A 23,235-nucleotide genomic window follows, 5' to 3' on the forward strand; every position below is an offset into this window, starting at 1 on the left:
CACTTCGTTGCCACCGGAGCGACGGGCGCCCGCACCCCGCCCGTCACACACCACCTCCCGCCCCGTCCGGGCCCGCATTCGCGCGACCGAAGCCCCCATATCCCGCCTGGCCCGCTCCCTCACCCGCCCAGTCCGAGTCCGGTCCGGGGCCAGTCCGAGTCCGGTCCGCGGCCAGTCCGTCCGGTCCGCGGCCAGTCCGAGTCCGGTCCGGGTCCAATCCGGGTCCGATCCTGTCCAGTCCCGCCCAGTCCCGACCGGCTTCGACGCCCCCGCGGGCCCTCCGCTCGAAGCCGAACCGTTTCCCGCTTCCCTTTTTCGAACACTCGTACGAACATGGAAGGCATGGCCACCATCGACCGGCATGCCTCCACCCTGGCCCTCGCCCACGCTCTCTCCGTCGCCGAGCGCGGGCTCCCCGTCATCCCGCTGTCCCGTTCGAAGCTCCCCGCGCTGCGCTCGCCGCACCACCACGAGCCGCAGCCCGCGCTCTGCCGGGGCGAGTGCGGGCTGCCGGGACACGGGGTGCACGACGCGACGACCGACCCGGCGGCCGTGCGCGCGCTGTTCGCGGCCGCGCCCTGGGCCACCGGGTACGGCATCGCCTGCGGGCGGCCGCCGCACCACCTCATCGGGATCGATCTCGACACGATGAAGCCGGTCCAGGCGGAGCACGAGCCGACCGAGGCGCCGGTGGGGGCAGGGGCGGGCGCGACGGAACGGTCGTCGGTCCCACCCCAGCGAGAGCCGGACGCGATGCGGCAGTCGCCACCCTCGCCGCCTTCCCCGTCCTCCCCGTCCTCCCCGTCCTCCCCGTCCTCCCCGTCCTCCCCGTCCTCCCCGTCCTCCCCGTCCTCCCCGTCCTCGACACCCTCGCCGTTGTCGCCCTTCATGCCGCTCGCCGCCAACCCGCCGCCCGAGTCCGTGGCAGCCCTGCAACACCTGGCGCTGCGGCACCTGTTCACGATCCCGGAGACCGTCGTCGTGATCACGCCGAGCGGCGGGCGGCACATCTGGCTGACGGGCCCGCCCGACCGGGTCGTCCCCAACTCCGCGAGCCGGCTCGCGCCCGGTATCGACGTCCGGGGTGCGGGCGGCTATCTGGTCGGCCCCGGCTCGCTGACCAGCAACGGCGTCTACCGGCTCGCCCCGGGCACGGCCCATCTGGCACCCGCCCCCTGCCCCGACGCGCTCCTCGATCTGCTCACGCCTCCGGCGCGCGCCCACCACCCCCGGGCGTACGGCACGGACCGGGGCCACGGGCTGGTCCAGTTCGTCCTCGCCGCTCACGAGGGCCAGCGCAACACCCGCCTCTTCTGGGCCGCCTGCCGCGCCTACGAGAACGGCATCGGCGACGCCCTGGCCGACCGCCTCACCGCCGCCGCGGTACGCACCGGCCTCACCGAGCGGGAGGCGCGCGCGACGATCGCGTCGGCGGCGCGACTGACGACGGCGTACTGAGCAAGAGGCAGTCGCGCAGTCGCGTACGGGCATCGCACAAGTACGGGCGCGTGTAAGGGGCGTAACCCATGGAGCGTGGCCCCTTACACGTCCAGCTTCCAGCCGCCAGCGTCCAGCTGTCGGCTTACGGCACCAGCGGAGTCGCCGGATCTCCATGCGGCTCAGCAGGGATCAGCAGCGGCTCCGAGGCCAGAGGCTCCGGGACTCCCGAGCTCCGAGACTCCAGGTGCTCCGAGACTCCGCTGCTCAGCAGGTCTGATCCCCTGTCACATGTCCGTGACATGGCACGCACGGTTCCCGCACACCCGCTGCATAGATTTTCTTCTGCAGCCACCGCCCAGCCTCAACGGCCCCACCCGACAGAGGGGGCGGCATTGCGACTCTCCACCTCCTCACTCACTCCGGCCCAGATGGCCGCCCAGCTTCATGGAGTCGTTCATGTCGACCTACACCTCCCGCCGCGCCACCGTCCACGCCGCGATCGCCACCGCCGCGCTCGCCGGGGCCCTCCTCACCCCGTCCGCCGCACTGGCCGCCACGCCGGGCGCCACGCCCGGTGCGGCCACCGCGACCGACAAGTGCACGGCCGTCGCCACGATCCCGTCGGTCCGCGCGGGCATGTCCGTCACGCTGACCAACCGCGCCAAGCTGGGCCCGAAGGCGGAGCTCAAGGACGGCAAGGGCCAGATCGTCGCGACCGTCGACAAGGCCCACAACAAGGACATGCAGGCCGGGATCGAGATCACCGGGACGGGCGTGGCGGTGCCGACGTTCTCGCAGTGGCTGAAGGGTGGCGAGCACGCGGCGAAGAACACCGCGTTCCCCAAGATGCCCGCCGACTGCGGCAAGGACCTGGGCGGCGACACCTCGTACAAGCTGGTCAACGGTGAGACGGTCACCGTCCACAAGTTCTCCCGCGGGCACTACCGCGCCGAGTTCCTCACCGATGGCCACGTCGTCAAGATCCTGGAGACCCGGGGGGCCGAGGCGGAGGCCGGGTACGTCCACGGGATGTACGTGGTCCTCGACAGCTCCACCGGCAAGCTCTCCTCGGAGTTCGTCCGCACCCGCTCCGGCTGCAAGGTGACCGAGACCGTCCCCAGCGTGTTCGGCTTCGGGCTGTCGGTGAAGCTCACCAACAGCCCGGCCGGCCCGACGGCGCAGCTGCGTGACGGCACCCTCAAGGTGCTCGCCGGCGTCGACCGCGCCCACCCGGTCGACGGCAGCGGCCTCAAGATCTTCGGCGCGAACACCGCCACGCCGAAGCTGGGCCAGCGCACCCAGGGCGGCGTCAACACCCCCTACAAGATGACTGAGTTCCCGACCCTGCCCAAGGGCTGCACGACGGCGACCACCCCGGCCAAGACGGCCACCACGCCCGCCCCGGCTCCCTCCGTCCAGACGGCGGGCAGCCAGACCGTCCCCAAGGGCGGCGTCGCCGCCGGTGCCGAGCTCAAGGAGCAGGGCACCGACAAGACCGCGCTGTACGCGGGCGGCACGGGCGCCGCGGCCCTCGTTGCCGCCGGCATCACCCTCCTGCGCCGCCGCCGCGCCGCCACCCGCATCTGACCCAGCACGGGCCGGGCGCCGCACCTCCCACGTACGGACTCAACGCAACGAACTCGACGCAACGAGTCGCCCCGAGATCACAGCCCGGATCAAACCGGGATCGACCCCGAATCAAAGAAGAGGTGCCCCGGACTTCCGGGGCACCTCTTTTCGGTCGAACATGTCAGGATCCCGAACGTTCTTGATCACAAACACGCGTGATGAGTGCGTCCGTAGCTAGCATCCTGACAGCGAACCTAGGGGGATCGATGTCGTTCGAGCAGGAATGGGTTGGGCTGAAGCAGACCGCGCAGACGCGGCTCAACGGGGTGGGGCCAGGCAACGGCGGCATACCCGATGTGAAGACCAACAACTCGGGCAAGACCGCTGCCGTCAATGCGCTGGAGACGAAAGTTCAGCCGGGGGTCCAGAAGGCCGGGGTGGCGGCCGACGAGTCCACGACGGCCGCTGTCATCGCGTTCGCCGACTGGCAGACCGCGGCGGGTCTGAAAGACGCGCACGCCGAGTGGGAGATGCAGGTCAAGAGCCTGCAAGGGCGTCTCACCCAGGACAAGGAAGCGCTGCGCGAGACAAAGGGGCACTTCCAGTACACCGACCATCAAGTCAAGGGCGAGATGGGTCAGATCGCCGACCTGCTGCGCCGGACCGAAGGACAGTAGATCGCGCGTGCTCACCTTCCAGAACGTCATGACGATCGACCTGGCCCCCCTCACCAAGGCAGCCGGCGACTGGGACAACATGGCCGCCGGGTTCCATGAGGTGGAGGAGTTGTACGGCGGAACCGTGCAGAGCGTTTCGCTGGACGGTGAGTGGACCGGTGTCAGCGCGACCGCTTCGCAGGGCCAGTTCAAGGCCACGCGGCGGCAGTTGAGTGCCGCCCAGACGGAGGCGAAGGCGATCGCCTCGCTGCTGCGTGATGCGCACGACCAGTTCGTCACGCTGGTGAAGGCGGTGCGGGACCTCGTCGACGAGGCGAAGAAGAACGACCTGTCCGTCGACGCTCAGGGCAAGGTGTCGTACGACTTCTCGAAGGTGGACAACGCTTCTCGCCACGACCCCGACTACCAGGAGTGGGCGCGCAAGCAGCGTACCGTCGTCGATGACTGGAACAAGCAGATCACGGCTGCGGTGAAGGCCGTGGACGACGCCGATCAGGGCGTACTGCTGGCACTGCACAAAGCGGCCGGGGTGAAGGGCTTCTTCGAACGGGCGCTCAACCCGTTCGATACGCACGACTTCAACGGGTCGGCGGTCGGGGACATCGAGGTGTACGAGGCCCGGGAGGCCAAGCAGTACGCGGACCGGCTCCTCAAGGGCGACAAGCTCACGCCCGAGGAGCGGGCCGAAATGGAGCGGGACTTCCGGGACAACGCCCACGACACGGTGTTCAGTCAGACCCTCCTTGCCTCGCTGGGCCCCGAGGACACGCTGAAGCTGACCAACCGCCTCAACGACCTTGCGTACGGCGACGACACCAAGAACAAGTCGGATTACCTGGGCCTGGAGCGGGGCCTGGCGAACACGGTGGCCGGGGCCACCCGCGTACCGGACTTCAAGGGGCCTGACGGCAAGAAGCTCGTGTACGGCTCCAAGGCGCACCAGGACGCCTTTTCAGCATGGTCGAAGACCGGCGACGCCACGTTCTACAACGACTGGCGGGACGGCTTGCGGAAGGCCGGTGTGGAGCAGTACGAGCTGGACGCGGCCGGTGACAAGGTCAACACCGTCGCCAAGGGCCACGACCAGCAAGTACGCGGCTATCAGAGCCTGGTCACGCTTCTCCAGAGCGGCAGTGACAGGTACTCGCCGCAGTTCATGGCGGACATCACCGACGACATGATCGCGGCGGAGAAGAAGGACAAGAACGTCTGGGACCTCTACGGCCAGTTCAATTCCAAGGCCGGTGACGGATGGTTCGCCAACGACCCCGTCGACGGAGCGCTCGGCATCATGGGCCGCGACCCGGAGGCCGCCACCGGCTACCTCGACCCTGACTCCGGCGACGGGACCAACGACCGCCTCTCGTACCTGCTCAAGGAGCGGGACTGGGACGTCACCAACACCACGAACTGGCGGGGCAACATCGAGACAGTCGGCAGTGACACGGCGGACGGAGACAACAGGGTGGGCCTCGGCGCAGCGATCGAGGCCGGAGCCACAGGACACCCGGCGGGGGAAACGTCGCACCCCAGCGACGGGAAGCACAGTCCGGCCGAAGCACGCATCATGCAGCAGACCGTCAGCCTGCTCGATCAGGGCACCAGGGGCGACAGCATCGAGGCGAACCTGCGCGACCCGCTCGCCCGCGCGCTCGTGGACTACGCCCCCGACACCCACAACACCCTCACCCACGATCCGCGCTACGGCTACACGCAGGGCGGCTCGGTGTTCCAGGACGGCGACGGCGGCCACCTGAACGTCTCCCAGGACTCGCTGACTCGGGTGCTGCGGGGCGTCTCGGACAACCCGCAGAACTTCGCCAACCTCTATGACGCCGAACGTGCCCAGGCGGCCCAGGCGCTCGTCGGTGCGGACAAGACGTACAGCAACAACAAGGACTGGGAGAACCGGGTCGCGGACGTCGGTATGGGCAGCGGCGTCTTCAATGCGATAGGCGTCGACGTCGTCCTCGACACGCGGGACACACGCAAGGGCTGGATCGACGACGTGGCCAGATACGCCTACCACGGGGTCGGCGCTCCTCTGACGATCATCCCGGGGGTAGGTGATGTGGCGCAGCGGACGGTGGACGCCGCCACCTACGAGTGGTCCAAGGACGTGAAGGCCGAGGCGGATCAGGTGGCCAATGTCGGCGTGGCCAAGGAGATGAGCGTCAAGGCGCAGGGTTCCCACGACCTGATCAATCAGTGGGCCGCAGGCCGTGGAATGGACTACGGCAAGGACCCGGTCGTGAACTACTTGCAGGACTACATGAATCTGCACTACAGCACCGCCCGGAACCAGGCCCTCGCTGATCTGCACAGGGGGCTTTCCTGATGAAGAAGCCCGTGATCGCGACGGTGGCGGTGTCGGCTGTCCTCGTGGCGGGCGTCGGTGTGGTGTACGTCACGGGGACGTACGACGGCTGGCGCGACGGCCGGCAGTTGAAGTCCGCGTGCGGCGGGCTTGTGGACGCGGCCGAGACGCAGCGGGCACTCGGAGTGCACCGGGTCAGCGGCAAGCGCCTGGGGGACGGCTGTCGGGCCTTCGACCCCGACAGCGACAAGGGCTCCCTGGAGGTCTCGGTGCACCGCGGCAGGGAGCTCGACGAGCTGCCGCTGGACGAGATCCGCGACCCCGCCCTCCAACTGCTCCCGGTGAGGGGTGGCTGGCCTGCGGTGGTGTCTGCGGGCGGGGGTGCCAAGGCATACGCCACTGGTTCTGTCCCCTGCGGCAAGAGCGCGGACGACGCCGTTGTGGTGAGCCTTCGGGCGGTCCGGTCCTCCACCGGCACCGACGCCGATCGGCGCGGTGCGCTGGCCCGGTTGATGACCCGGGCCCTCAAGAACGCGGCAGGGAAGCAGGGATGTGCGCTGCCCGACACCAAAGACGTGAAGGATGTGGCGCCCGGCTTCGACGGGATGAAGGCGCCCGGGGAGGCGACCGGCACCTGCCGGGGTACGGGTCTGCGCTCCTATGAGGCAGTGGCGGACAGCGGAGCACCCATTGAGCAGTGCGTGCCGGCCGAACCAGACGGCGGGCGGGAATTCAAGATCACTGCGTACTACGGCCCGTACGCGAAGGCGCCACGCCACGATCCCCATCGCAGCCCGTACGACTACGTCGGGGCCTCCGGCAACAGGGGCGGCAAGGCATGGACCACCGCCTCCTGCCCGGCCGGCGAGGCGCTGTACACGATCGAACCGCTGACGCCCTCATCGCCCAGCACCGACCTCGAGCGCCACATCCTCCAAGGCTTCGCCGCCGACTCGGCCCAGCGCCACGGTTGCGGAAAGCCCATCGGGGCCGACAAGCCGTAGCGCCGCGGAACGACCGCCGGTGGGCCCCTGAAGGCACGGGCGGACAGTTCGAGACGCTTCAAAAGCGAAGAGGTGCCCGAGAATCCCGGGCACCTCTCTCACCAGGCCATACGCCCAGCACACGCGGTGGGTGTGGGATTTGAACCCACGGTGACTCGCGCCACGACGGTTTTCAAGACCGTTCCCTTAGGCCGCTCGGGCAACCCACCCTGCCCCGGGCCGACCGGCAACGGAGCTGCTACAGCCTAGCGGAGGGGCCGTCCTGGTGCGGAGGCCCGGCCGGGGGTTGGCCAGGGGTTGGCCGGGCTGCCGCGGGCGGCGTCCATGTAGTCGGGCGGGGTCGGCGCGTCGGTGGTGGTCAGCTGTCGCCCGTGCGCTCGCCCAGGGTGACCGTGACCGTCGACTCCTTGCCGCCGCGCTTGTACGTGAGCTGGACCTGGTCGCCCGGCTTGTGCGTCCAGATCTCGCTGATCAGGGTCGGGCCGCTGTCGATCACCGTGTCGCCGAACTTGGTGATGACGTCGCCGGGCTTGAGGCCCGCCTTGTCCGCCGGGCCGCCGGTCACCACGGCCGCGCTGCCGCCGGACGCCTGCGGGGAGATCTTGGCGCCCTGGCCCTTCTCGTCCATGGCGACGGTCGCACCGATCACCGGGTAGACCGGCTTGCCGGTCTTGATGAGCTGCTCCGCCACGTTCTTCGCCTGGTTGACCGGGATCGCGAAGCCCAGGCCGATCGAGCCCGCCTGCGACTGGCCGAAGCCGCCGCTGCCGGCCGACTGGATGGCCGAGTTGATACCGATGACCGCGCCGCGCGAATCGAGCAGCGGGCCACCCGAGTTGCCCGGGTTGATGGAGGCGTCGGTCTGGAGGGCGCTCATGTACGACGCCTTGGAGTTGGCACCGTCGCTGGACGACACCGGGCGGTTCTTGGCGCTGATGATGCCCGTGGTGACCGTGTTGGAGAGGCCGAAGGGCGCGCCGATCGCGATGGTCGAGTCGCCGACGGCGACCTGGTCCGAGTTGCCGAGGGCGAGCGGGACCAGGTTGGACGGGGCGTTCTTGAGCTTGATGACGGCCACGTCGTAGCCCTGCGCCCGGCCGACCACCTCGGCGTCGTACTTCTTGCCGTTGGAGAACGTCGCCGTCAGCTTGCCGCTGTTGGCGGCGGAGGCCACCACGTGGTTGTTGGTGACGATGTGGCCCTCCCGGTCGTAGACGAAGCCGGTGCCTGTGCCGCCCTCGCCGTCGCTGCCCTCCGCCTGGATCGTCACGACGCTCGGCAGCGCCTTCGCGGCGACCGCCGCGACCGTGCCCGGGTCGCGCTTGAAGTCCTTCGGGGTGTCGGACGCCGAGACCGTGGTCGAGCCGCCGGAGCCGTCCTCTCGGTCCGCCGCCCAGTAGCCGATGGCACCGCCGACGCCGCCCGCGACCAGCGCGGCCACCAGCACGGCCGCGACCAGGCCGCCACGCCTGCGCGGGCGCTGCGGCTCGGGCACGGGCGCGCCCCAGACCGGGCCGCCGCCTCCGCCGCCGTACGCCGGCAGCGCGGGCGGGGGCGACGGCCAGCCGTCAGCGGCCGTCTGCGGGTGGGGGTGCGGGTGCGGAGCGGGCGCCTGCGCGTGCGTGGCCTCCGCCCCGCCGTACGGCTCGGCCGGCACCGGGCCGGGCAGCTGCGCGGTGACCGGCTCGTGCGCGGACTCCTGGGCGGCGGCCGGTTCCCGTACGGGGGCCGGTTCCTGCACGGGAGCCGGTTTCTGTACGGACGTCGGTCCCTGCCCGCTTGCGGACTCCGGTTCGGTCTGCGCAGCGGCGTGCTCGGTCGCCGGGGACGACGCCGCGGCCTCCTCGGACGTCACGGGAGGGGTGGGAGGCGCGGGCGGTGCTGACGACGGGGCAGGCGGGACGGCCGGGGCCGCGGTGCCCTCGTTCTCGGTGCTCACAGCTCTCTCTCCTCGGTTCCACTCAGTCTCGGGGTCGGTATGTGCCGGCATGTTTCGGCTTGGGGACGCGACACCGACCATGGTGCGTCAGGGGTCTGACAATCGCGTATCGCACGGCGCGGACGTGTGCACATGTCAGCGCTCAGCTTTTCCCACAAGCTGTCAGGCCACTGTAAGCAGGAGCTGTGTATTCGTGCTCCCATCCACAGGACGTCGCCCACAGAACGCCGACGACAGGACGCCGACGACGGGGCACCGGTCGCAAGCCACCGGCCACCGGCCGCAGGGGCACCGGCCCCCAGGGCGTCGTCCACAGGCCGCAGGCCGCAGGCCACCGACCCCACGCCCCACGCGGCCCCCACCCCCAAGGCTCCCGCCCGCAAGCCGCCCCTCCACCCCGCCGCAGTGGCACGATGACGCGGTGACCCAAGCACGGCAGCACGACAGTCATACGCCCCACCGGGCCTCCATCCAGGTGGTCGCCCACCGCGGTGCCTCCGAGGACGCGCCCGAGCACACCCTCGCCGCGTACGTGAAGGCCATCGAGGACGGCGCGGACGCCCTCGAGTGCGACGTCCGGCTCACCGCCGACGGCCATCTCGTCTGCGTCCACGACCGCCGCGTCAACCGGACCTCCAACGGCCGCGGCGCCGTATCCACCCTGGAGCTCTCCGCGCTCTCCGCGCTCGACTTCGGCTCCTGGAAGGACAGCGAGGAGAGCCCGGACTGGGGCGACCCGTCCTTCACCTCAGTCCTCACCCTCGAACGGCTCCTGGAGCTCGTCGCCGACGCGGGCCGCCGCATCGAGCTGGCCATCGAGACCAAACACCCCACCCGCTGGGCCGGGCAGGTCGAGGAGCGGCTGCTGCACCTGCTCAAGCGGTTCGGTCTGTCCGAGGCGCCGGCCAACGGCGAGACCTCGCCCGTACGCATCATGAGCTTCTCCGCGCGCTCCCTGCACCGCGTCGCGGCGGCCGCGCCGGACATCCCGACCGTCTACCTGATGCAGTTCCTGTCGCCGCGGCTGCGCGACGGGCGGCTGCCCGCAGGCGCGCGGATCGCCGGCCCCGGTATGCGCATCGTCCGCAATCACCCCGGCTACATCGACCGGCTGCACGCGGCGGGCCACCAGGTCCACGTCTGGACGGTGAACGAGCCGGAGGACGTCGAACTGTGCGTACGCCTCGGGGTCGAGGCCATCATCACCAACCGCCCGAAGCAGGTCCTGCACCAGCTGGGCCGCCTCTGAGGCACGCCGCACGCCGCACCCAAGCCCCTCACGGACGCCACAAAAGCGCCGCGACAGCGCCCCTTCGGTTGTCGGCCTACCCACTCATGTCACCAGTAATACTGGTGACAGGGAGTGCACCGGCGCGTTCGGTCCGTATTCGATCGTTACGAGTGCGTCACCGGAGCCCGGTTGGCCGGTTTCCGGTCCAGTCCATTGGGGCATCCACACCGTGGCGTGGGGTGAAGGAGGTCTCGGGGGTGGCGTTGGTGGTGGCACAGGAGGTGCCCACGTCGTCGAGCATGGCCGTGCCCCACGGCCCTGCGGGCGTGGGCAAGGCAAGACACCGGATGCGTGAGCAACTGCTCGGCAACGGGGTGTCCGAGCCGGTCGTGGACGATGCCGTACTGGTCCTTTCCGAACTGCTCAGCAATGCCTGCCGACACGGCAGACCGCTGGGGCGCGCGGACGTGGGTGACGGAGACGTCCGGGCCGCCTGGCGAATCGACAAGGCGGGCCGGCTGACGGTCGAGGTGACCGACGGCGGCGGCCCGACCCGGCCGGTTCCGGCCACGCCTTCGGTCACCGCGCGCGGTGGCCGCGGTCTGAACATCATCAGCGCGCTCGCCCATGACTGGGGCGTACGGGACAGCGCCTCCGGTGAGGTGACCGTCTGGGTGATCATCACCGCCGCGTACGACCGCGCACAGGGCCGCGAGAACGGCCGCGGGCCCACCCCGGACGACTTCGTCGCGCGCGTGGCGATGCCGGGCCTCGAATTCGCGGACGCCTTCGAGGACCTGGACTGAGCCCGGGCCCGTCCTCGCCGACATGGACCGGGGCCCAGGCCCAAGAGGCCGCCGAAGCCTTGGCCCAAGCCCAGGCCCAAGCCCCAGAACACCCCCGGGTCGACACACCCGAGCCACCCGAGCCACCAGAACCACCCCTCGGCCCCGCCCCCACCCCCGTACCCGACCCGCCCCGTACGACTTGCCCCGAGGCGTACGCCGTGTGCCGACCGGTACGACTAGGCTCGCGCCCGACACAGCGACACCGCACCACCGCAGTCGGGAGAGAGCCACACCATGGCCAAGAAGCGCCCCCAGACGAAGGCCGCCGCGCCGCAGCTCAAGGACGGGGAGGTGCCGGTCGTCGGGGCCCGCGAGCCCTGCCCGTGCGGCTCCGGCCGCCGCTACAAGGCCTGCCACGGCCGGGCCGCCTCGCACGCCGTGACCGAGCTGGTCCAGCGCCCGTTCGAGGGCCTGGCGGGCGAGTGCGACTGGGTCGCGCTGCGCGAGCTGGTCCCCGCCGCGACCGTCGAACTCACCCTCAAGGACGGCCTGCCCGAGGGCGTGCCGTCCGTGACGCTCGCGACCGTGCTGCCGATGGCGTGGCCCGCGCTGCGCCGCGACGACGGCTCGGTACTGCTCGGGCTGCAGAACGACACGCCGTCCGGCGACCTCAGCCGCGACCTGGCGGACACGCTCACGCGCGCGTTGACGGCGGAGCCGGGTACGCCGGTCGCCGCCCAGCGCGTCGACCCGCAGGGCCCCCGCCTCCAGGACCTGCTGAACCCGGCCGCCGCGTTCGAGCCCGCCGTGCACAGCGGGTTCGAGTTCTGGGTGCCGGACTCGGAGAACGCCACCCCCGAGGTGTCGGCCTCCCTGGAGCGCGCCAACGCGGCCGCGATCCCGACCGTACGGCTCAAGTCGGTCGACTCCTCCTACTGGTGCGAGACGCCCGACAAGAACCACCTCCGGTGGGTCATGCCGCACCCCGAGGAGCGGCTTCTGGACGCGCTCGCCCGGCTGCACGCGGCCGGCACCTCCTCGCTCGGCGAGGGCACCCGGCTCGTCGGCTCCTTCCGGGCGCACGGTCTGACCGTGCCGGTCTGGGACCTGCCGAGCGCGATGACGGCCGAGGAGTGCGAGAAGCCGGCCGCCGCGTTCGCGGAGCGGCTGACCGCGGCGCTGGCGGACGAGTCGCCGCTCACGCCGGAGGAGCGCCGGGCGCGCGGTGGCCTCACCAACCGCCAGGTGACCTTGAGCTGAGCGTGACCATTTCTGTCACGGGACAGGTGACCCGCGTCACAACTCCCGGTAGTCGCAGATAAATCGGTGTCCGAATAACCGAGATCGAATTTGCGAATGACAGATCTCTTGTTACCGTTCTAAGAGCCCGGTCGCTGGTGCATCCCCCGTCGCCAGCGATCGGGCCCTTCCATTTCCTCGGCCGGTGCGCCGTACGCGCCCACGTGGCCGCTTCCCGCTCAACGAGCGGTGTCCACCGCCGAGTTGACCGCCGCCCCGTCGGGCGCATTGGACCCGGAGCGCAGCAGCAAAGGCGCGTCCTCGCCCGTTCCGGCGAACTCCGCGACCGCCGAGTACGCGCCAGGTTTTCCCCTCGCGGGCTCTCTCGGGGTCTCGCACACTCCCGGCTGATCCCCCGCACCGACGGCACAGTTCGTCTGTACGGTGTGGCCGCCCGGCCCCATCAGGGTGAGCACCGAGCGCAACCGTCCGCCCGTCGCATTGCGGTAATAGGTGCGCGCCCAGGCGTCATGGCCCCCGGTCAGCACACAGGTCTGGGCCTCGACGCCGTCGGGCGAGACGAGCTCGGGCCCGCAGTGGGCGGCCGGCTCGGCGGAGGCACCGCCCACGCGCGCGTGGGGGGCGCGCTTCGCGTCGTCCGGTACGGCCCCGGCGCCACCGGAATCCGGCCCCGCGGAGTCGGCCGCCCCAGCCAGGGCGCGCTCGCCCCCTGCGGAATCGGCCCCGACCGGCTCCGCCCCGACTGGATGGGCCCCGGCTGGGTCGGCCCCGGCGGGATCGCCGCCCGCCGACCCGGCCCCCGTCGGCTCCGGCTCTTCGGCCGGTCCGGCCGAAGCCGCCAGCGGCAGCAGCACCGTGAACACCACCACGGCCCCGATACCGATCATGCGGAGGTTCACGGCGGCCCACCCATCCCATGGAATTCCTGCGGTGGGCCGAAGATAGCGACGGAAACCGGGCGCCCGGTGATCCGCGCGCCCGTTTCCCGTACAAGTGGGGTGCTCTCACACCCGAACGAGTGACACCGGGCTCCGGCGGGAACCCGGCGCCCCTCCTGTTCGCTGAGTCAGTACACGGCCCGGGTCACCCCCGGACCGTCAGCACACGGACCGGGCCACCCCGCCCCGGCCCGTCAGTAAGCGAGCCGGGATCCGCCGTCCGGTGCGCTGGTCGACGCCGCGACCAGCGCGTCCACCACCGCCTCCACGTCCGGCAGCCAGGGCCTGGCCGACCCCGGCAGCGGGGCCCGCTCCCAGCGCACCTGCCCCTTGCCCGTCTCGGACGGGGGCAGCACCAGATATCCGCCCTCTCCGTGGAAGCGGAGCGAACTCGGCACCCAGTCCTTGGAGTAGAGGAGGTCACCCAGACGTTCCATCGAGTACGGAGCCACCAGCAGCGACCACCGAGTGGGTGTGGCCACCACCGGGCCGAGCCGGATGCCCATCTCGTCGAGGACCACGAGCGCCCGCGCCCCGGCGACGGCCGGGAGGCTCACCGCGCACGGCGCCGTGCCGCCCGTCGCGAGGAGCACGGGGGCGGCCGGGCGGTTGGTCCACCACCAGCGCACCAGGCGTTCGTCGGTCGAGGCCGCGAGCAGCCCCGGGTCGAAGGGGTGCGCCCCCGGGACGGCGCACTCGGGGTCGGGACAGGCACAGCCGCGGCCCCGGTCACCGCGACCGCCGGCCGCCTTGAGTCCCACACCTGGGAGTACGGGCCATTTCCACTCGGTCGCGCAGGTCAGCGCGGCGCCGAGCTGAGCAGCCGTTTCACTGCGCCGGAACCGGAGCCTGCGTCGCCTTCCGAGGATCTCGCGCATGAGCGCTCGTTCCTTTCCGTTGAACGCCGAGGTCCACATCACACCATGTGTGCATCACTTCACTGCGCGTACATGCTCTGCGAGCCTGCGGTACGGGTAACCCGTCAGGACCGAGCGTGGGCTGTGACCATTAAACGCATGGCGAGGGGTGGCGTGCGCGTGGCGCTTGCCGTCCCTTGTGCAAAAAAACCCCGCCACTCGGGGATGGGGCGCGGCCGTCGGCTGTTAAGACGCCCTGGCCTGCCGCCGGGTTCCGGGACACCGTCAACTGCCCCTGGCCATCACCGAGTACGTACCCAACCCGCTCGATATGACGCGCTCTTGAACGCCCTCAGTCGACCCCAGCGATGGGCCATAGGGGGCATTTTTCCGCCAAGTTGAACACTCGCTGGACACCAACAATCCCGCTATGACAATGCTGGACATCCCCTTACTTGTGCGTGTACATCTGGATGCATTGATGGCGGCGCAGATTGACATGGGGGTTTGCGATGCTATTGAGCGGAATCGACCGGCCGGAAAGCCGACTGCCATGAGCGCCCCACACTTGCCGAAAGTGGCTGGAATCGATCCAGCCGTGCCGCCTCCCGCGCACACTTCTGCGCCTCTGCCCGCATCCAGACCCGACTCTCCCGCAGCCCCCGGAGCGGTGATCCAGGACCGGCTCGCCGGTTGGGTCTCCGACCTCACCACGCTGCACGAACTCACCGAGCGCCTCTCCCGCACCTCCGTACTCGACGACGCCCTCGACGAGCTGCTGCGGGCCGGTGCCGCGCTGGTCGGCGCCCGGCGCGGCCTGGTCGTCCTGGAGCCCGCCGACGGTCTGGGCCCGGCCGTCACCACCGGCCTCGGCCTCGCCCACGCCGACCTCGGCCACATCGAGACGGTCCCGCGCAGCGCCACCCCGTACGGCAGGATCCTCGACGGACTCCCCGACGCCGACGGCGGCTCGGACCTGGTCGGCGAGGTGGGCTCCGGCCTCGGTCCGGGCCCCGACCCGCGCCACAGCGAGGTCGCCGCCCGGCTCGGCTACGCCGCCAGCTACGCACTGCCCCTCACCGCCGACGAGGGCCGTCTCGGCGCGGCGGTCTGGCTCTACGACGAGCCCGCCGAGCCGACCGAGCGCCGCCGCCACCTCGTCGGCCTCTATCTGCGCCAGGCCGCCGAGCACGTGGCCCGTCTGGTCGAGCTGGACCGCGCACGCACCCGGCTGGCCACCATCACCGACGAGCTGCTGCCCAGCAGGCTGCCCCGGGTGGCCCGGGTGCAGCTCGCCGCCCGCCACCGCACCGGGCCGCACGGCGGCGGCGACTGGTACGACGCGCTGCCGCTGCCCGAGGGCGCGCTCGGCCTCGCGGTCGGGTCCGTCACCGGCTCCGGGCCGAGCGCCGTCGCCGCGATGGGCCGGCTGCGGGCCAGCCTGCGGGCGTACGCGGTGATGGAGGGCGAGGACCCGGTCGCCGTCCTCTCCGACCTCGAACTGCTGCTGCGGCTGACCGAGCCGGCCCGCTCGGCGACCACGCTCTTCGCGTACTGCGAGCCCGCGCGCGGCAAGATCGTGCTGGCCGGGGCCGGGCACGCGCCGCCGCTGATCGTCGGCGAGCGCCGCACCGAGTACGTGGAGACCACGCTCTCCGCGCCGCTGGGGATGCTCGCGTGCTGGGAGGCGCCCAGCGTGGAGATCCAGCCCGCGGCTGGAGAAACGGTGCTGCTGTACACCGACGGGCTGCTCCACCGCACCGGCGACCCGATGGACCGGGCCTTCGCCCGCCTCCACGCGGCGGCCGCGAGCGTCCCCCGGGCGGCCCGCGACGACCCGGGCGCGATCGCCGACCACGTCCTGCGGACCGTGCTGCCGGACGGGCTCGACGCGTCGGGCGAAGGCGAGGACGTGGTGCTGCTCGCGGCCCGCTTCGCGTAGCGGAGGCCTACGCGGTGTAACAGGTCTTAGGGCCCTGGACCCTTTCCCACGCGCCCGTACGATGGACGGAGGTCCAATGTCGTACTAAGTGGAGGCAGACCGTGGCCGAGCAGCTCACCCCGGAGACCCCGGAAGAGTCGGAAGAGCAGCCGATCAAGCAGCGCAAGAACGGCCTGTACCCGGGCGTGTCCGACGAGCTGGCCGAGAACATGAAGTCCGGCTGGGCCGACACCGAGCTGCACGGACTGGAGCCGATCGCCCAGGCCGCGCACACCGCCGACCGCCGCGCCGCGCTCTCCCGGCGCTTCCCCGGCGAGCGCCTGGTGATCCCCGCGGGCAACCTGAAGACCCGCTCGAACGACACCGAGTACAGCTTCCGCGCCTCCACCGAGTACGCGTACCTCACCGGCGACCAGACCCAGGACGGCGTGCTCGTCCTGGAGCCCAGGACGCTCCCGGACGGGACCCACTCCCACGAGGCGACGGTCTACCTGCTGCCGCGCTCCGACCGGGAGAACGGCGAGTTCTGGCTGGACGGCCAGGGCGAGCTGTGGGTCGGCCGGCGTCACTCGCTGGGCGAGGCCGAGCAGCTCCTCGGCATCCCCGCCAAGGACGTCCGCGAGCTGGCCGCCGCGCTCAAGGAGGCCACCGGCCCGGTCCGCGCCGTGCGCGGCCACGACGCCGGCATCGAGGCGGCGCTGACCGACAAGGTCACCGCCGAGCGCGACGAGGAGCTGCGCGAGTACCTGTCCGAGGCGCGCCTGGTGAAGGACGCCTTCGAGGTCTCCGAGCTGCGCAAGGCCTGCGACGCCACCGCGCGCGGCTTCGAGGACGTCGTCAAGGTGCTCGACAAGGCGGAGGCGACCAGCGAGCGCTACATCGAAGGAACGTTCTTCCTGCGCGCCCGCGTCGAGGGCAACGACATCGGCTACGGCTCGATCTGCGCGGCCGGCCCGCACGCCACCACCCTGCACTGGGTGCGCAACGACGGCGCCGTTCGCTCGGGCGAGCTGCTCCTGCTCGACGCCGGCGTCGAGACCAACGAGCTGTACACCGCGGACGTCACGCGCACGCTGCCGATCAACGGCACGTTCTCGCCGCTCCAGCGGAAGATCTACGACGCGGTGTACGAGGCCCAGGAGGCCGGTATCGCCGCGGTGAAGCCGGGCGCCCCGTACCGCGCCTTCCACGACGCCGCCCAGCGCGTCCTCGCCGAGAAGCTCGTCGAGTGGGGCCTGTGCGGCGACCTGGACGTGGAGAAGGTCCTGGAGCTCGGCCTCCAGCGCCGCTGGACCCTGCACGGCACCGGCCACATGCTCGGCATGGACGTCCACGACTGCGCGGCCGCGCGCACCGAGACGTACGTCGCGGGCGACCTGGAGCCGGGCATGTGCCTGACCGTGGAGCCGGGTCTGTACTTCCAGGCCGACGACCTGACCGTGCCCGAGGAGTACCGGGGCATCGGCGTCCGGATCGAGGACGACATCCTCGTGACCGAGGACGGCAACGAGAACCTGTCGGCCTCGCTGCCGCGCCGGTCCGACGAGGTCGAGGCGTGGATGGCGCGGGTCAAGCAGGGCTGACGCCGCCGCGAGTGCCGGAGCCCGGTTGCCCCTCGGGGCGGCCGGGCTCTTCTCGTACCCCGGCCCGCGCCTCCGCCGTGTCCGCAGCCTCCCGGCGTCCCGCGACACGTTTCACGAGACGTTGAGGAGGGCGCCTTCCCGCCATTTCAGTATCTTGTCGAAGCTCACCACGGCGCCTCTTCCCGGCCGGTTGCCGAAGTGGACGTGGTCGGCGAGCTGTTCGATCAGACAGAGCCCTCTGCCCTGCTCCGCCATGGCGGAACCCAGTGTGCTGTTCATCCTTGCTGCGGTGCGACGGCCTCGTCGTACGGGAAAGCCCGGCCCCGAGTCGGCGACCTCGATACGGCATTTCTCGCCATCCAGATACGCGGTCACCCGATACGCCGCCGAGGTGCCGGAACCTTCGTCCCCACCGTGCTCGACCGCGTTCGCACAGGCTTCGCCGAGTGCGACCGACAGGTCGTAGGAGATGTCCGGATCGACGCCCGCGGTCTCCATGGTGCCGAGCAGTAGACGACGTGCGAGCGGAACGCTCGCGGCCTCGCGCCGCAAATGGAGTGACCACCAGATGCTCATGCTCCGGCCTCCTGGCTGCGGCTCGACATACCCCTACGTATTGCCGCAACCCATGGTTCGTAAGCACGGACTTGACGTGATAGCGCTCATTCGGCGGATGTGTGCGCTCCCTGCGCCGGTGTATGGACGGGGTGACCGATCACCCGTCCGGTTCCGGACAATCGGTTCCGGACAGCTGGGGACGGATGTGATCATCACAGGAATACGGCACCTTGTGGACCTGCCGTGTGGGGCGGGTAAGGCTGGTGCGATGATGGCCCCGCCATGTCTGCCCGACACGCCCGACACACCCACGCAGGCGCCGGTCTCCGGCTGCTGAGGGCCGCGGTCTTCGCCGCGGTCTGCGTCGTGCTGTCCGCGCTCGGGCACGTCCTGGCCTCCTGTGCGACGGTCCCGTGGTGGACGCTGCTCGCCGGCTTCCTCGGGGTGTTCGCAGTCGCCGCGCCGCTCGCCGGACGGGAGCGCGCGCTGCCGTCCATCGCGGGCGCGCTGGCCGTCGGGCAGCTCGGGCTGCACGCCCTGTTCGGCATCGGCCAGCACACCGCCGCCGCCTCCGGCGAGGGGGCACCTGGCAACGCCTCGCTGCTGCGGCTCGCTGCCAAGCTGGTCTGCGGCCCGGCCGCGTCCGCCCAGCTGACGGCCTCGGACGCGCGACGGATCATCACCGACGCGGGCCTGCGCCCGCCCTCCGGCGCCGCCTCCGCCGCACACGACCCGATGACGAGCATGCCGGGAATGCCCGGGATGACCGGTTCCGCCTCGACGCACACCGCCGTGGCCGGACTGCTCCCGTCGCTCCCCATGCTCCTTGGCCATCTGCTGGCCGCGCTGCTGACGGGCTGGCTGCTGCGGCGGGGCGAGGCCGCGCTCTTCCGTCTGGTGCGGCTCTCCGCCCAGGCCGCCACCGCTGCCGTCGAAGGGGCGTGCGCACGTTCGCTGCGCGCCGCTCTCTCGCTCGTACGAGCTCTGCTCGCCGGTCTGCCGGGGGCGCCCGGGCACGGCCCGCGCGCTCCGCTCGCCGGGCTCGACACCCCGGTGCCGCCGGCCGGGGAAGCACTTCAGCATTCGGTGATCAGGCGCGGGCCGCCCGCCGTATACACCCTCGCAGCCTGACGCGGCCCACTCCGTAACGCACCCGACGACACCCGTCCCAGGAGTGGTCCGTGGAGTCCGCGCGCGGCTGCGCCGGACCGTCCCCGCCCACCTTCCTGCTGACCGGAGTGTCTTCACCATGAACGTTTCCCGTCGTATCGCCATCGCCGGTGCCGTCGCCGCCTCGTCCGTCCTGATGCTGGCCGGCCCGGCCCTCGCGCACGTCAGCGTGCAGCCCGAGGGCGCGGCCGCGAAGGGCGGCTACGCCGTCGTCAACTTCAAGGTGCCCAACGAGCGCGACGACGCCCAGACCGTGAAGCTGGAGGTCAACTTCCCGGCCGACCACCCGCTGGCGTCCGTGCAGCCCCAGGCGCTGGCCGGCTGGACCATCGAGGTCACCAAGTCCAAGCTCGACAAGCCGCTGACGATGCACGGCAAGCAGATCAACGAGGCCGTCACCAAGGTGACCTGGAGCGGCGGCGAGATCAAGGCCGGCTACTTCCAGAAGTTCCCGCTCTCGATCGGCGCGCTGCCCACCGACACCGACAAGCTCGTCTTCAAGGCCGTCCAGACGTACAGCAACGGTGAGACCGTCCGCTGGATCGAGGAGCAGAAGCAGGGCGCCGAGGAGCCCGCGAACCCGGCGCCGGTGCTCACGCTGTCCGCCGCCTCCGCCAACCACCACGGCGGTGCCGCGCCCGCGTCCGACGACAAGAAGGACGACATGGCGGGGCACGACGACAAGAAGACCGAGGCCGCCTCGGACTCCAAGGACACCGACAACACGGCGCGCGTCCTGGGCGTCGTGGGCATCGTCGTCGGCGTCGCCGGTGTGGCCTTCGGCGTCCTCGCCGGGCGCCGCCGGGCCGCGTAATCCCGCCAGGCTCCTCACCACGACCGGAAACTTTCCCCATGCGCACCAAGTACGTGCCTGCTGCCATCGCTTTCGCGGTGGCGGCGGCGCTCACCCTGACCGCGTGCGGTGGCAGCGACGACAAGGCCAAGAGCCCTGTCACCGATGTCTCCGCCGACACCAGCAACAAGGCCGGTACCGTCCTCGACCGGCCGTTCACCAAGCCGGACTTCGTCCTGACCGACACCCAGGGCAAGAAGTTCGACTTCCGTGAGCGGACCAAGGGCAAGCCGACCCTCATCTACTTCGGCTACACCCACTGCCCCGACGTGTGCCCGCTGACGATGAGCAACATCGCCATCGCCAAGAAGCGCCTGCCCAAGGCCGACCAGGACAAGGTCCAGGTCGTCTTCGTGACCACCGACCCCGAGCGGGACACCCCCGAGTCACTCGGCAAGTGGCTCAAGGCGCAGGACCCGTCGTTCATCGGTCTGACCGGTGACTTCCCGACCATCCAGGCCGGGGCCCGCTCGATCGGCATCGGTATCGACCCGGCGACGAAGGACAAGGACGGGAAGGTCGTGTCGATGCACGGCGCCCAGGTCATCGCCTTCTCGCCGAAGACCGACCAGGGGTACGTCCTGTACGGCGACACCGCCACCGCAGAGGACTACACGAAGGACCTGCCGAAGATCGTTCTTGGAGAGAACCCGTGAACCGCCGCACCACCCTCGCCTCCGCCATAGCCCTGACCGCCGGGCTGGCGCTGGCGGGCTGCTCGTCCGACAGCTCCGACGGCAAGCCCGACCTGAAGATCGGCCAGGCGTTCATGCCGGAGCCGGTGAGCGCGGACATGGCCGGCGGCTTCCTGGTCGTGAAGAACGACGGCAAGACCGCGGACAAGCTGACCAAGGTCACCAGTGACATATCCGACGACGTCACGATGCACGCGACCAAGGACCAGAAGATGCGGGAGGTGAAGACCTTCGACATCCCGGCGGGCGGCGAGCTCGACCTCGAACGCGGTGGCAACCACATCATGTTCATGGGCCTGAAGAAGAAGCCGAAGCCGGGCGACAAGGTCTCCCTCGACCTGCACTTCGAGAAGGTCGGCACGGTCCGGGTCGACCTGCCGGTCAAGGAATCCACCTACAACCCGAAGCACCACTGAGGGATGAGGGACTGAACAGACGATGACGGCCACCGCCCCACGCTTCGGAACCGCCCTGGCCCGGCTGCTGCTCGTCGCGGCCGCCGTGCTCGGCGCGGTGTTCGCGACCGCCGCCCCCGCCTCGGCGCACGCCGCGGTCACCGCGACCAACCCGAAGGACGGGTCGGTGGTCGCCGTCGCCCCCAAGGACGTCGACCTCACGTTCTCCGAGCAGGTCGCCATGGACAACAAGTCCATCCGGGTCCTCGACCCGGACGGCAAGCGCGCCGACACCGGCGAACTGCTCAACCTGTGCAGCGGCTCCGTCGTGAAGTACGGAGTGAGCCTGCGCGACGGGCTGCCCAAGGGCACCTACACCGTGGCCTGGCAGGCCGTCTCGGCCGACAGCCACCCGGTCGCGGGCGCCTTCACGTTCTCCATCGGCGCTCCCTCCAAGACCACCGTCTCGCTGTCCTCCCCGGACGTCGGCGGCGGTCTGGTCGGCGCGCTGTACGACACCATGCGCTACGCCGCGTACGCCGGCTTCATCCTCTTCACCGGCGGCGGCGCCTTCGTCCTGGCCTGCTGGCAGCGGGGCGCCTCGGTGCGCCCGGTGCAGCGGCTCGTCGTGGGCGGCTGGCTGACGATGACCGCGGCCACCATCGCGCTGCTGCTCCTGCGGACCCCCTACACCGGTTCCGGGCAGCTCTCGGACGCCTTCGACCTCGACGGGCTGAAGGCGGTCCTGCAGACCAAGTCGGGTGCCGCGCTGAGCTCCCGGCTGCTGCTGCTCAGCGCCGCCGCGCTGTTCATCTCCGTACTGTTCGGCGCGTTCGCCAAGCGCGAGAACGAGGAGAAGAAGGACCTCACCTACGGGCTCGCCATCGGCGGCTTCGTCGTGGCCACCGGGATCGCCGCCACCTGGGCGCTCGCCGAGCACGCCTCGACCGGCATCCAGACGGCGCTCGCCATGCCCGTCGCGGTGGTGCACCTGCTGTCCGTGGCGACCTGGCTGGGCGGGCTGGCGACCCTGCTGGTGGCGCTGCACCTGACGCCGGCGGTGGAGCGGGCGGCGGTGCGGCGGTTCTCCCGGATCGCCTTCTGGAGCGTGACCGTCCTGGTGTCGACCGGCCTCTACCAGGCATGGCGGCAGGTCGGCTCCTGGTCCGCGCTGACCGGGACCGGCTATGGGCAGCTGCTGCTCGTCAAGGGCGGTCTGGTCGCCGTGCTGCTGTCGGCCGCGTACATCTCGCGCCGCTGGACCGGGCAGCTCTCCGAGCACGCGGCGCCCGAGGCCGAGGCCGCCTCCGTCGTGGAGCAGCGGGCGGCCGAGCCGGAGCCCGCCGAGGAGCCGGAGCGGGTGACCGTGCCGGACGACACCACGAGCACCGCCTCCGACGAGGCCAACAGCCCGGCCGACCACAAGCGCGCCCAGCAACTGGCCCGCCAGCAGGCGGCCATGACGGTCGCGCGCGAGAAGCGCATCCGCGACGCCGACCCGCAGCGGTCGGGGCTGCGGCGCTCGGTGCTCACCGAGGCGGGGGTCGCGGTGGCGGTGCTCGCCGTGGCGACGATCCTGTCGTCGACCGAGCCGGGGCGTACGCAGGAGGCTGCGGCCGCCGCCCAGTCGACCACCCAGGTTGCCGTGCCGGACCGGCCGATCAGCATCCGCATCCCCTTCGACACCGGCGGCAAGAACGGCAAGGGCACGGTCCGCCTCACCCTGGACCCGGGCCGCACCGGCGCGAACGAGCTGCACGTGTGGACGGACGACGCCGAGGCCAAGCCGATGGACGCCCCCGAGGTGAAGGTCGCGTTCACGCTGACCGCCAAGGCCATCGGCCCGCTGCCCGTCGCGCCCGAGCGCATCACCCGGGGACACTGGAGCGCGAGCGGTGTCCAGCTCCCGATGCCGGGCGAATGGCAGGTGTCCGTGACCGTGCGGACCTCGGACATCGACCAGGTCACCGTCGACAAGAACATCAAGATCGGCTGAGTACGAACCTCATGACGGACCAC

General features: G+C 71.0%; 19 protein-coding genes and 1 tRNA gene. 15 read left to right on the plus strand and 5 right to left on the minus strand.

The genetic code is table 11. The features are described from left to right. Positions 1-342: 342 nt before the first annotated feature. The 5 genes from AB0G17_RS04975 to AB0G17_RS04995 all read left to right on the plus strand — a co-directional run bounded on the left by AB0G17_RS04975 (position 343) and on the right by AB0G17_RS04995 (position 7,007). Positions 343-1,458, plus strand: a complete 1,116-nt coding sequence (locus AB0G17_RS04975; RefSeq protein ID WP_361375596.1) for a bifunctional DNA primase/polymerase — start codon at positions 343-345, stop codon at positions 1,456-1,458. Between the two features lie 438 nt (positions 1,459-1,896). Then, a complete protein-coding gene (locus tag AB0G17_RS04980) occupies positions 1,897-3,027 on the plus strand; it encodes a hypothetical protein (RefSeq protein WP_361375599.1) in 1,131 nt (376 codons plus the stop codon). 248 nt (positions 3,028-3,275) lie between these two features. Next, a complete protein-coding gene (locus AB0G17_RS04985) occupies positions 3,276-3,686 on the plus strand; it encodes a hypothetical protein (protein WP_361375602.1) in 411 nt (136 codons plus the stop codon). A 7-nt stretch (positions 3,687-3,693) separates the two neighbouring features. After that, positions 3,694-6,024, plus strand: a complete 2,331-nt coding sequence (locus tag AB0G17_RS04990; protein WP_361375605.1) for a hypothetical protein — start codon at positions 3,694-3,696, stop codon at positions 6,022-6,024. Then, positions 6,024-7,007, plus strand: a complete 984-nt coding sequence (locus AB0G17_RS04995; RefSeq protein ID WP_361375608.1) for a hypothetical protein — start codon at positions 6,024-6,026, stop codon at positions 7,005-7,007. The genes AB0G17_RS04990 and AB0G17_RS04995 overlap by 1 nt, the downstream gene beginning before the upstream one ends. Before the next feature lie 124 nt (positions 7,008-7,131). Here AB0G17_RS04995 and AB0G17_RS05000 read toward each other — a convergent pair. Together AB0G17_RS05000 and AB0G17_RS05005 are read right to left on the minus strand one after the other, a co-directional pair. Continuing rightward, positions 7,132-7,216, minus strand: a tRNA-Ser gene (locus tag AB0G17_RS05000). 149 nt (positions 7,217-7,365) lie between these two features. Beyond that, entirely contained in the window at positions 7,366-8,946 is a 1,581-nt protein-coding gene (locus tag AB0G17_RS05005) for a trypsin-like peptidase domain-containing protein (protein ID WP_361375611.1), read from the minus strand. A gap of 421 nt (positions 8,947-9,367) precedes the next feature. On the opposite strand from AB0G17_RS05005, the gene AB0G17_RS05010 reads away from it, so the two are divergent. From AB0G17_RS05010 to AB0G17_RS05020, 3 genes are all read left to right on the plus strand, one after another. Beyond that, positions 9,368-10,195 (plus strand): glycerophosphodiester phosphodiesterase, encoded by an 828-nt coding sequence (locus AB0G17_RS05010; protein WP_361375614.1) that lies wholly within the window; start codon positions 9,368-9,370, stop codon positions 10,193-10,195. 152 nt (positions 10,196-10,347) lie between these two features. Next, positions 10,348-10,983: an ATP-binding protein gene (locus AB0G17_RS05015; RefSeq protein WP_361375617.1), complete on the plus strand. Its 636-nt coding sequence runs from the start codon at positions 10,348-10,350 to the stop codon at positions 10,981-10,983. A 276-nt stretch (positions 10,984-11,259) separates the two neighbouring features. Continuing rightward, a complete protein-coding gene (locus AB0G17_RS05020; RefSeq protein ID WP_361375620.1) occupies positions 11,260-12,225 on the plus strand; it encodes a DUF5926 family protein in 966 nt (321 codons plus the stop codon). Positions 12,226-12,443: 218 nt separating this feature from the next. Here AB0G17_RS05020 and AB0G17_RS05025 read toward each other — a convergent pair whose 3' ends face one another. After that, positions 12,444-13,124 (minus strand): hypothetical protein, encoded by a 681-nt coding sequence (locus AB0G17_RS05025; protein ID WP_361375623.1) that lies wholly within the window; start codon positions 13,122-13,124, stop codon positions 12,444-12,446. Between the two features lie 233 nt (positions 13,125-13,357). Then, positions 13,358-14,041: a bifunctional DNA primase/polymerase gene (locus tag AB0G17_RS05030; RefSeq protein WP_361375626.1), complete on the minus strand. Its 684-nt coding sequence runs from the start codon at positions 14,039-14,041 to the stop codon at positions 13,358-13,360. 415 nt (positions 14,042-14,456) lie between these two features. On the opposite strand from AB0G17_RS05030, the gene AB0G17_RS05035 reads away from it, so the two are divergent. Beyond that, entirely contained in the window at positions 14,457-15,962 is a 1,506-nt protein-coding gene (locus tag AB0G17_RS05035; protein ID WP_361376275.1) for a PP2C family protein-serine/threonine phosphatase, read from the plus strand. Between the two features lie 101 nt (positions 15,963-16,063). Continuing rightward, entirely contained in the window at positions 16,064-17,545 is a 1,482-nt protein-coding gene (locus AB0G17_RS05040; protein WP_361375629.1) for an aminopeptidase P family protein, read from the plus strand. 111 nt (positions 17,546-17,656) lie between these two features. On the opposite strand, the gene AB0G17_RS05045 is transcribed toward AB0G17_RS05040, so the two are convergent. Beyond that, the gene (locus AB0G17_RS05045; RefSeq protein WP_101389220.1) at positions 17,657-18,121 is read right to left on the minus strand and encodes an ATP-binding protein; all 465 of its coding nucleotides are present in this window, start codon (positions 18,119-18,121) and stop codon (positions 17,657-17,659) included. Between the two features lie 264 nt (positions 18,122-18,385). Here AB0G17_RS05045 and AB0G17_RS05050 point away from each other — a divergent pair, with 264 nt between their 5' ends. The 5 genes from AB0G17_RS05050 to AB0G17_RS05070 all read left to right on the plus strand — a co-directional run bounded on the left by AB0G17_RS05050 (position 18,386) and on the right by AB0G17_RS05070 (position 23,212). Beyond that, entirely contained in the window at positions 18,386-19,234 is an 849-nt protein-coding gene (locus tag AB0G17_RS05050) for a hypothetical protein (RefSeq protein WP_361375633.1), read from the plus strand. A gap of 118 nt (positions 19,235-19,352) precedes the next feature. After that, positions 19,353-20,087 (plus strand): YcnI family protein, encoded by a 735-nt coding sequence (locus AB0G17_RS05055; RefSeq protein WP_361375636.1) that lies wholly within the window; start codon positions 19,353-19,355, stop codon positions 20,085-20,087. Between the two features lie 38 nt (positions 20,088-20,125). After that, positions 20,126-20,782 carry an SCO family protein gene (locus AB0G17_RS05060; RefSeq protein WP_361375639.1) on the plus strand — a complete coding sequence of 219 codons (657 nt, stop codon included), beginning with the start codon at positions 20,126-20,128 and terminating at the stop codon, positions 20,780-20,782. Further along, positions 20,779-21,237, plus strand: a complete 459-nt coding sequence (locus AB0G17_RS05065) for a copper chaperone PCu(A)C (RefSeq protein ID WP_361375642.1) — start codon at positions 20,779-20,781, stop codon at positions 21,235-21,237. Before AB0G17_RS05060 ends, AB0G17_RS05065 begins: the two co-directional genes overlap by 4 nt. Before the next feature lie 22 nt (positions 21,238-21,259). Then, positions 21,260-23,212, plus strand: a complete 1,953-nt coding sequence (locus AB0G17_RS05070; RefSeq protein ID WP_361375645.1) for a copper resistance protein CopC — start codon at positions 21,260-21,262, stop codon at positions 23,210-23,212. Positions 23,213-23,235 lie beyond the last annotated feature (23 nt).

Source organism: Streptomyces sp. NPDC023838 (assembly GCF_040639555.1).
Classification (GTDB): domain Bacteria; phylum Actinomycetota; class Actinomycetes; order Streptomycetales; family Streptomycetaceae; genus Streptomyces.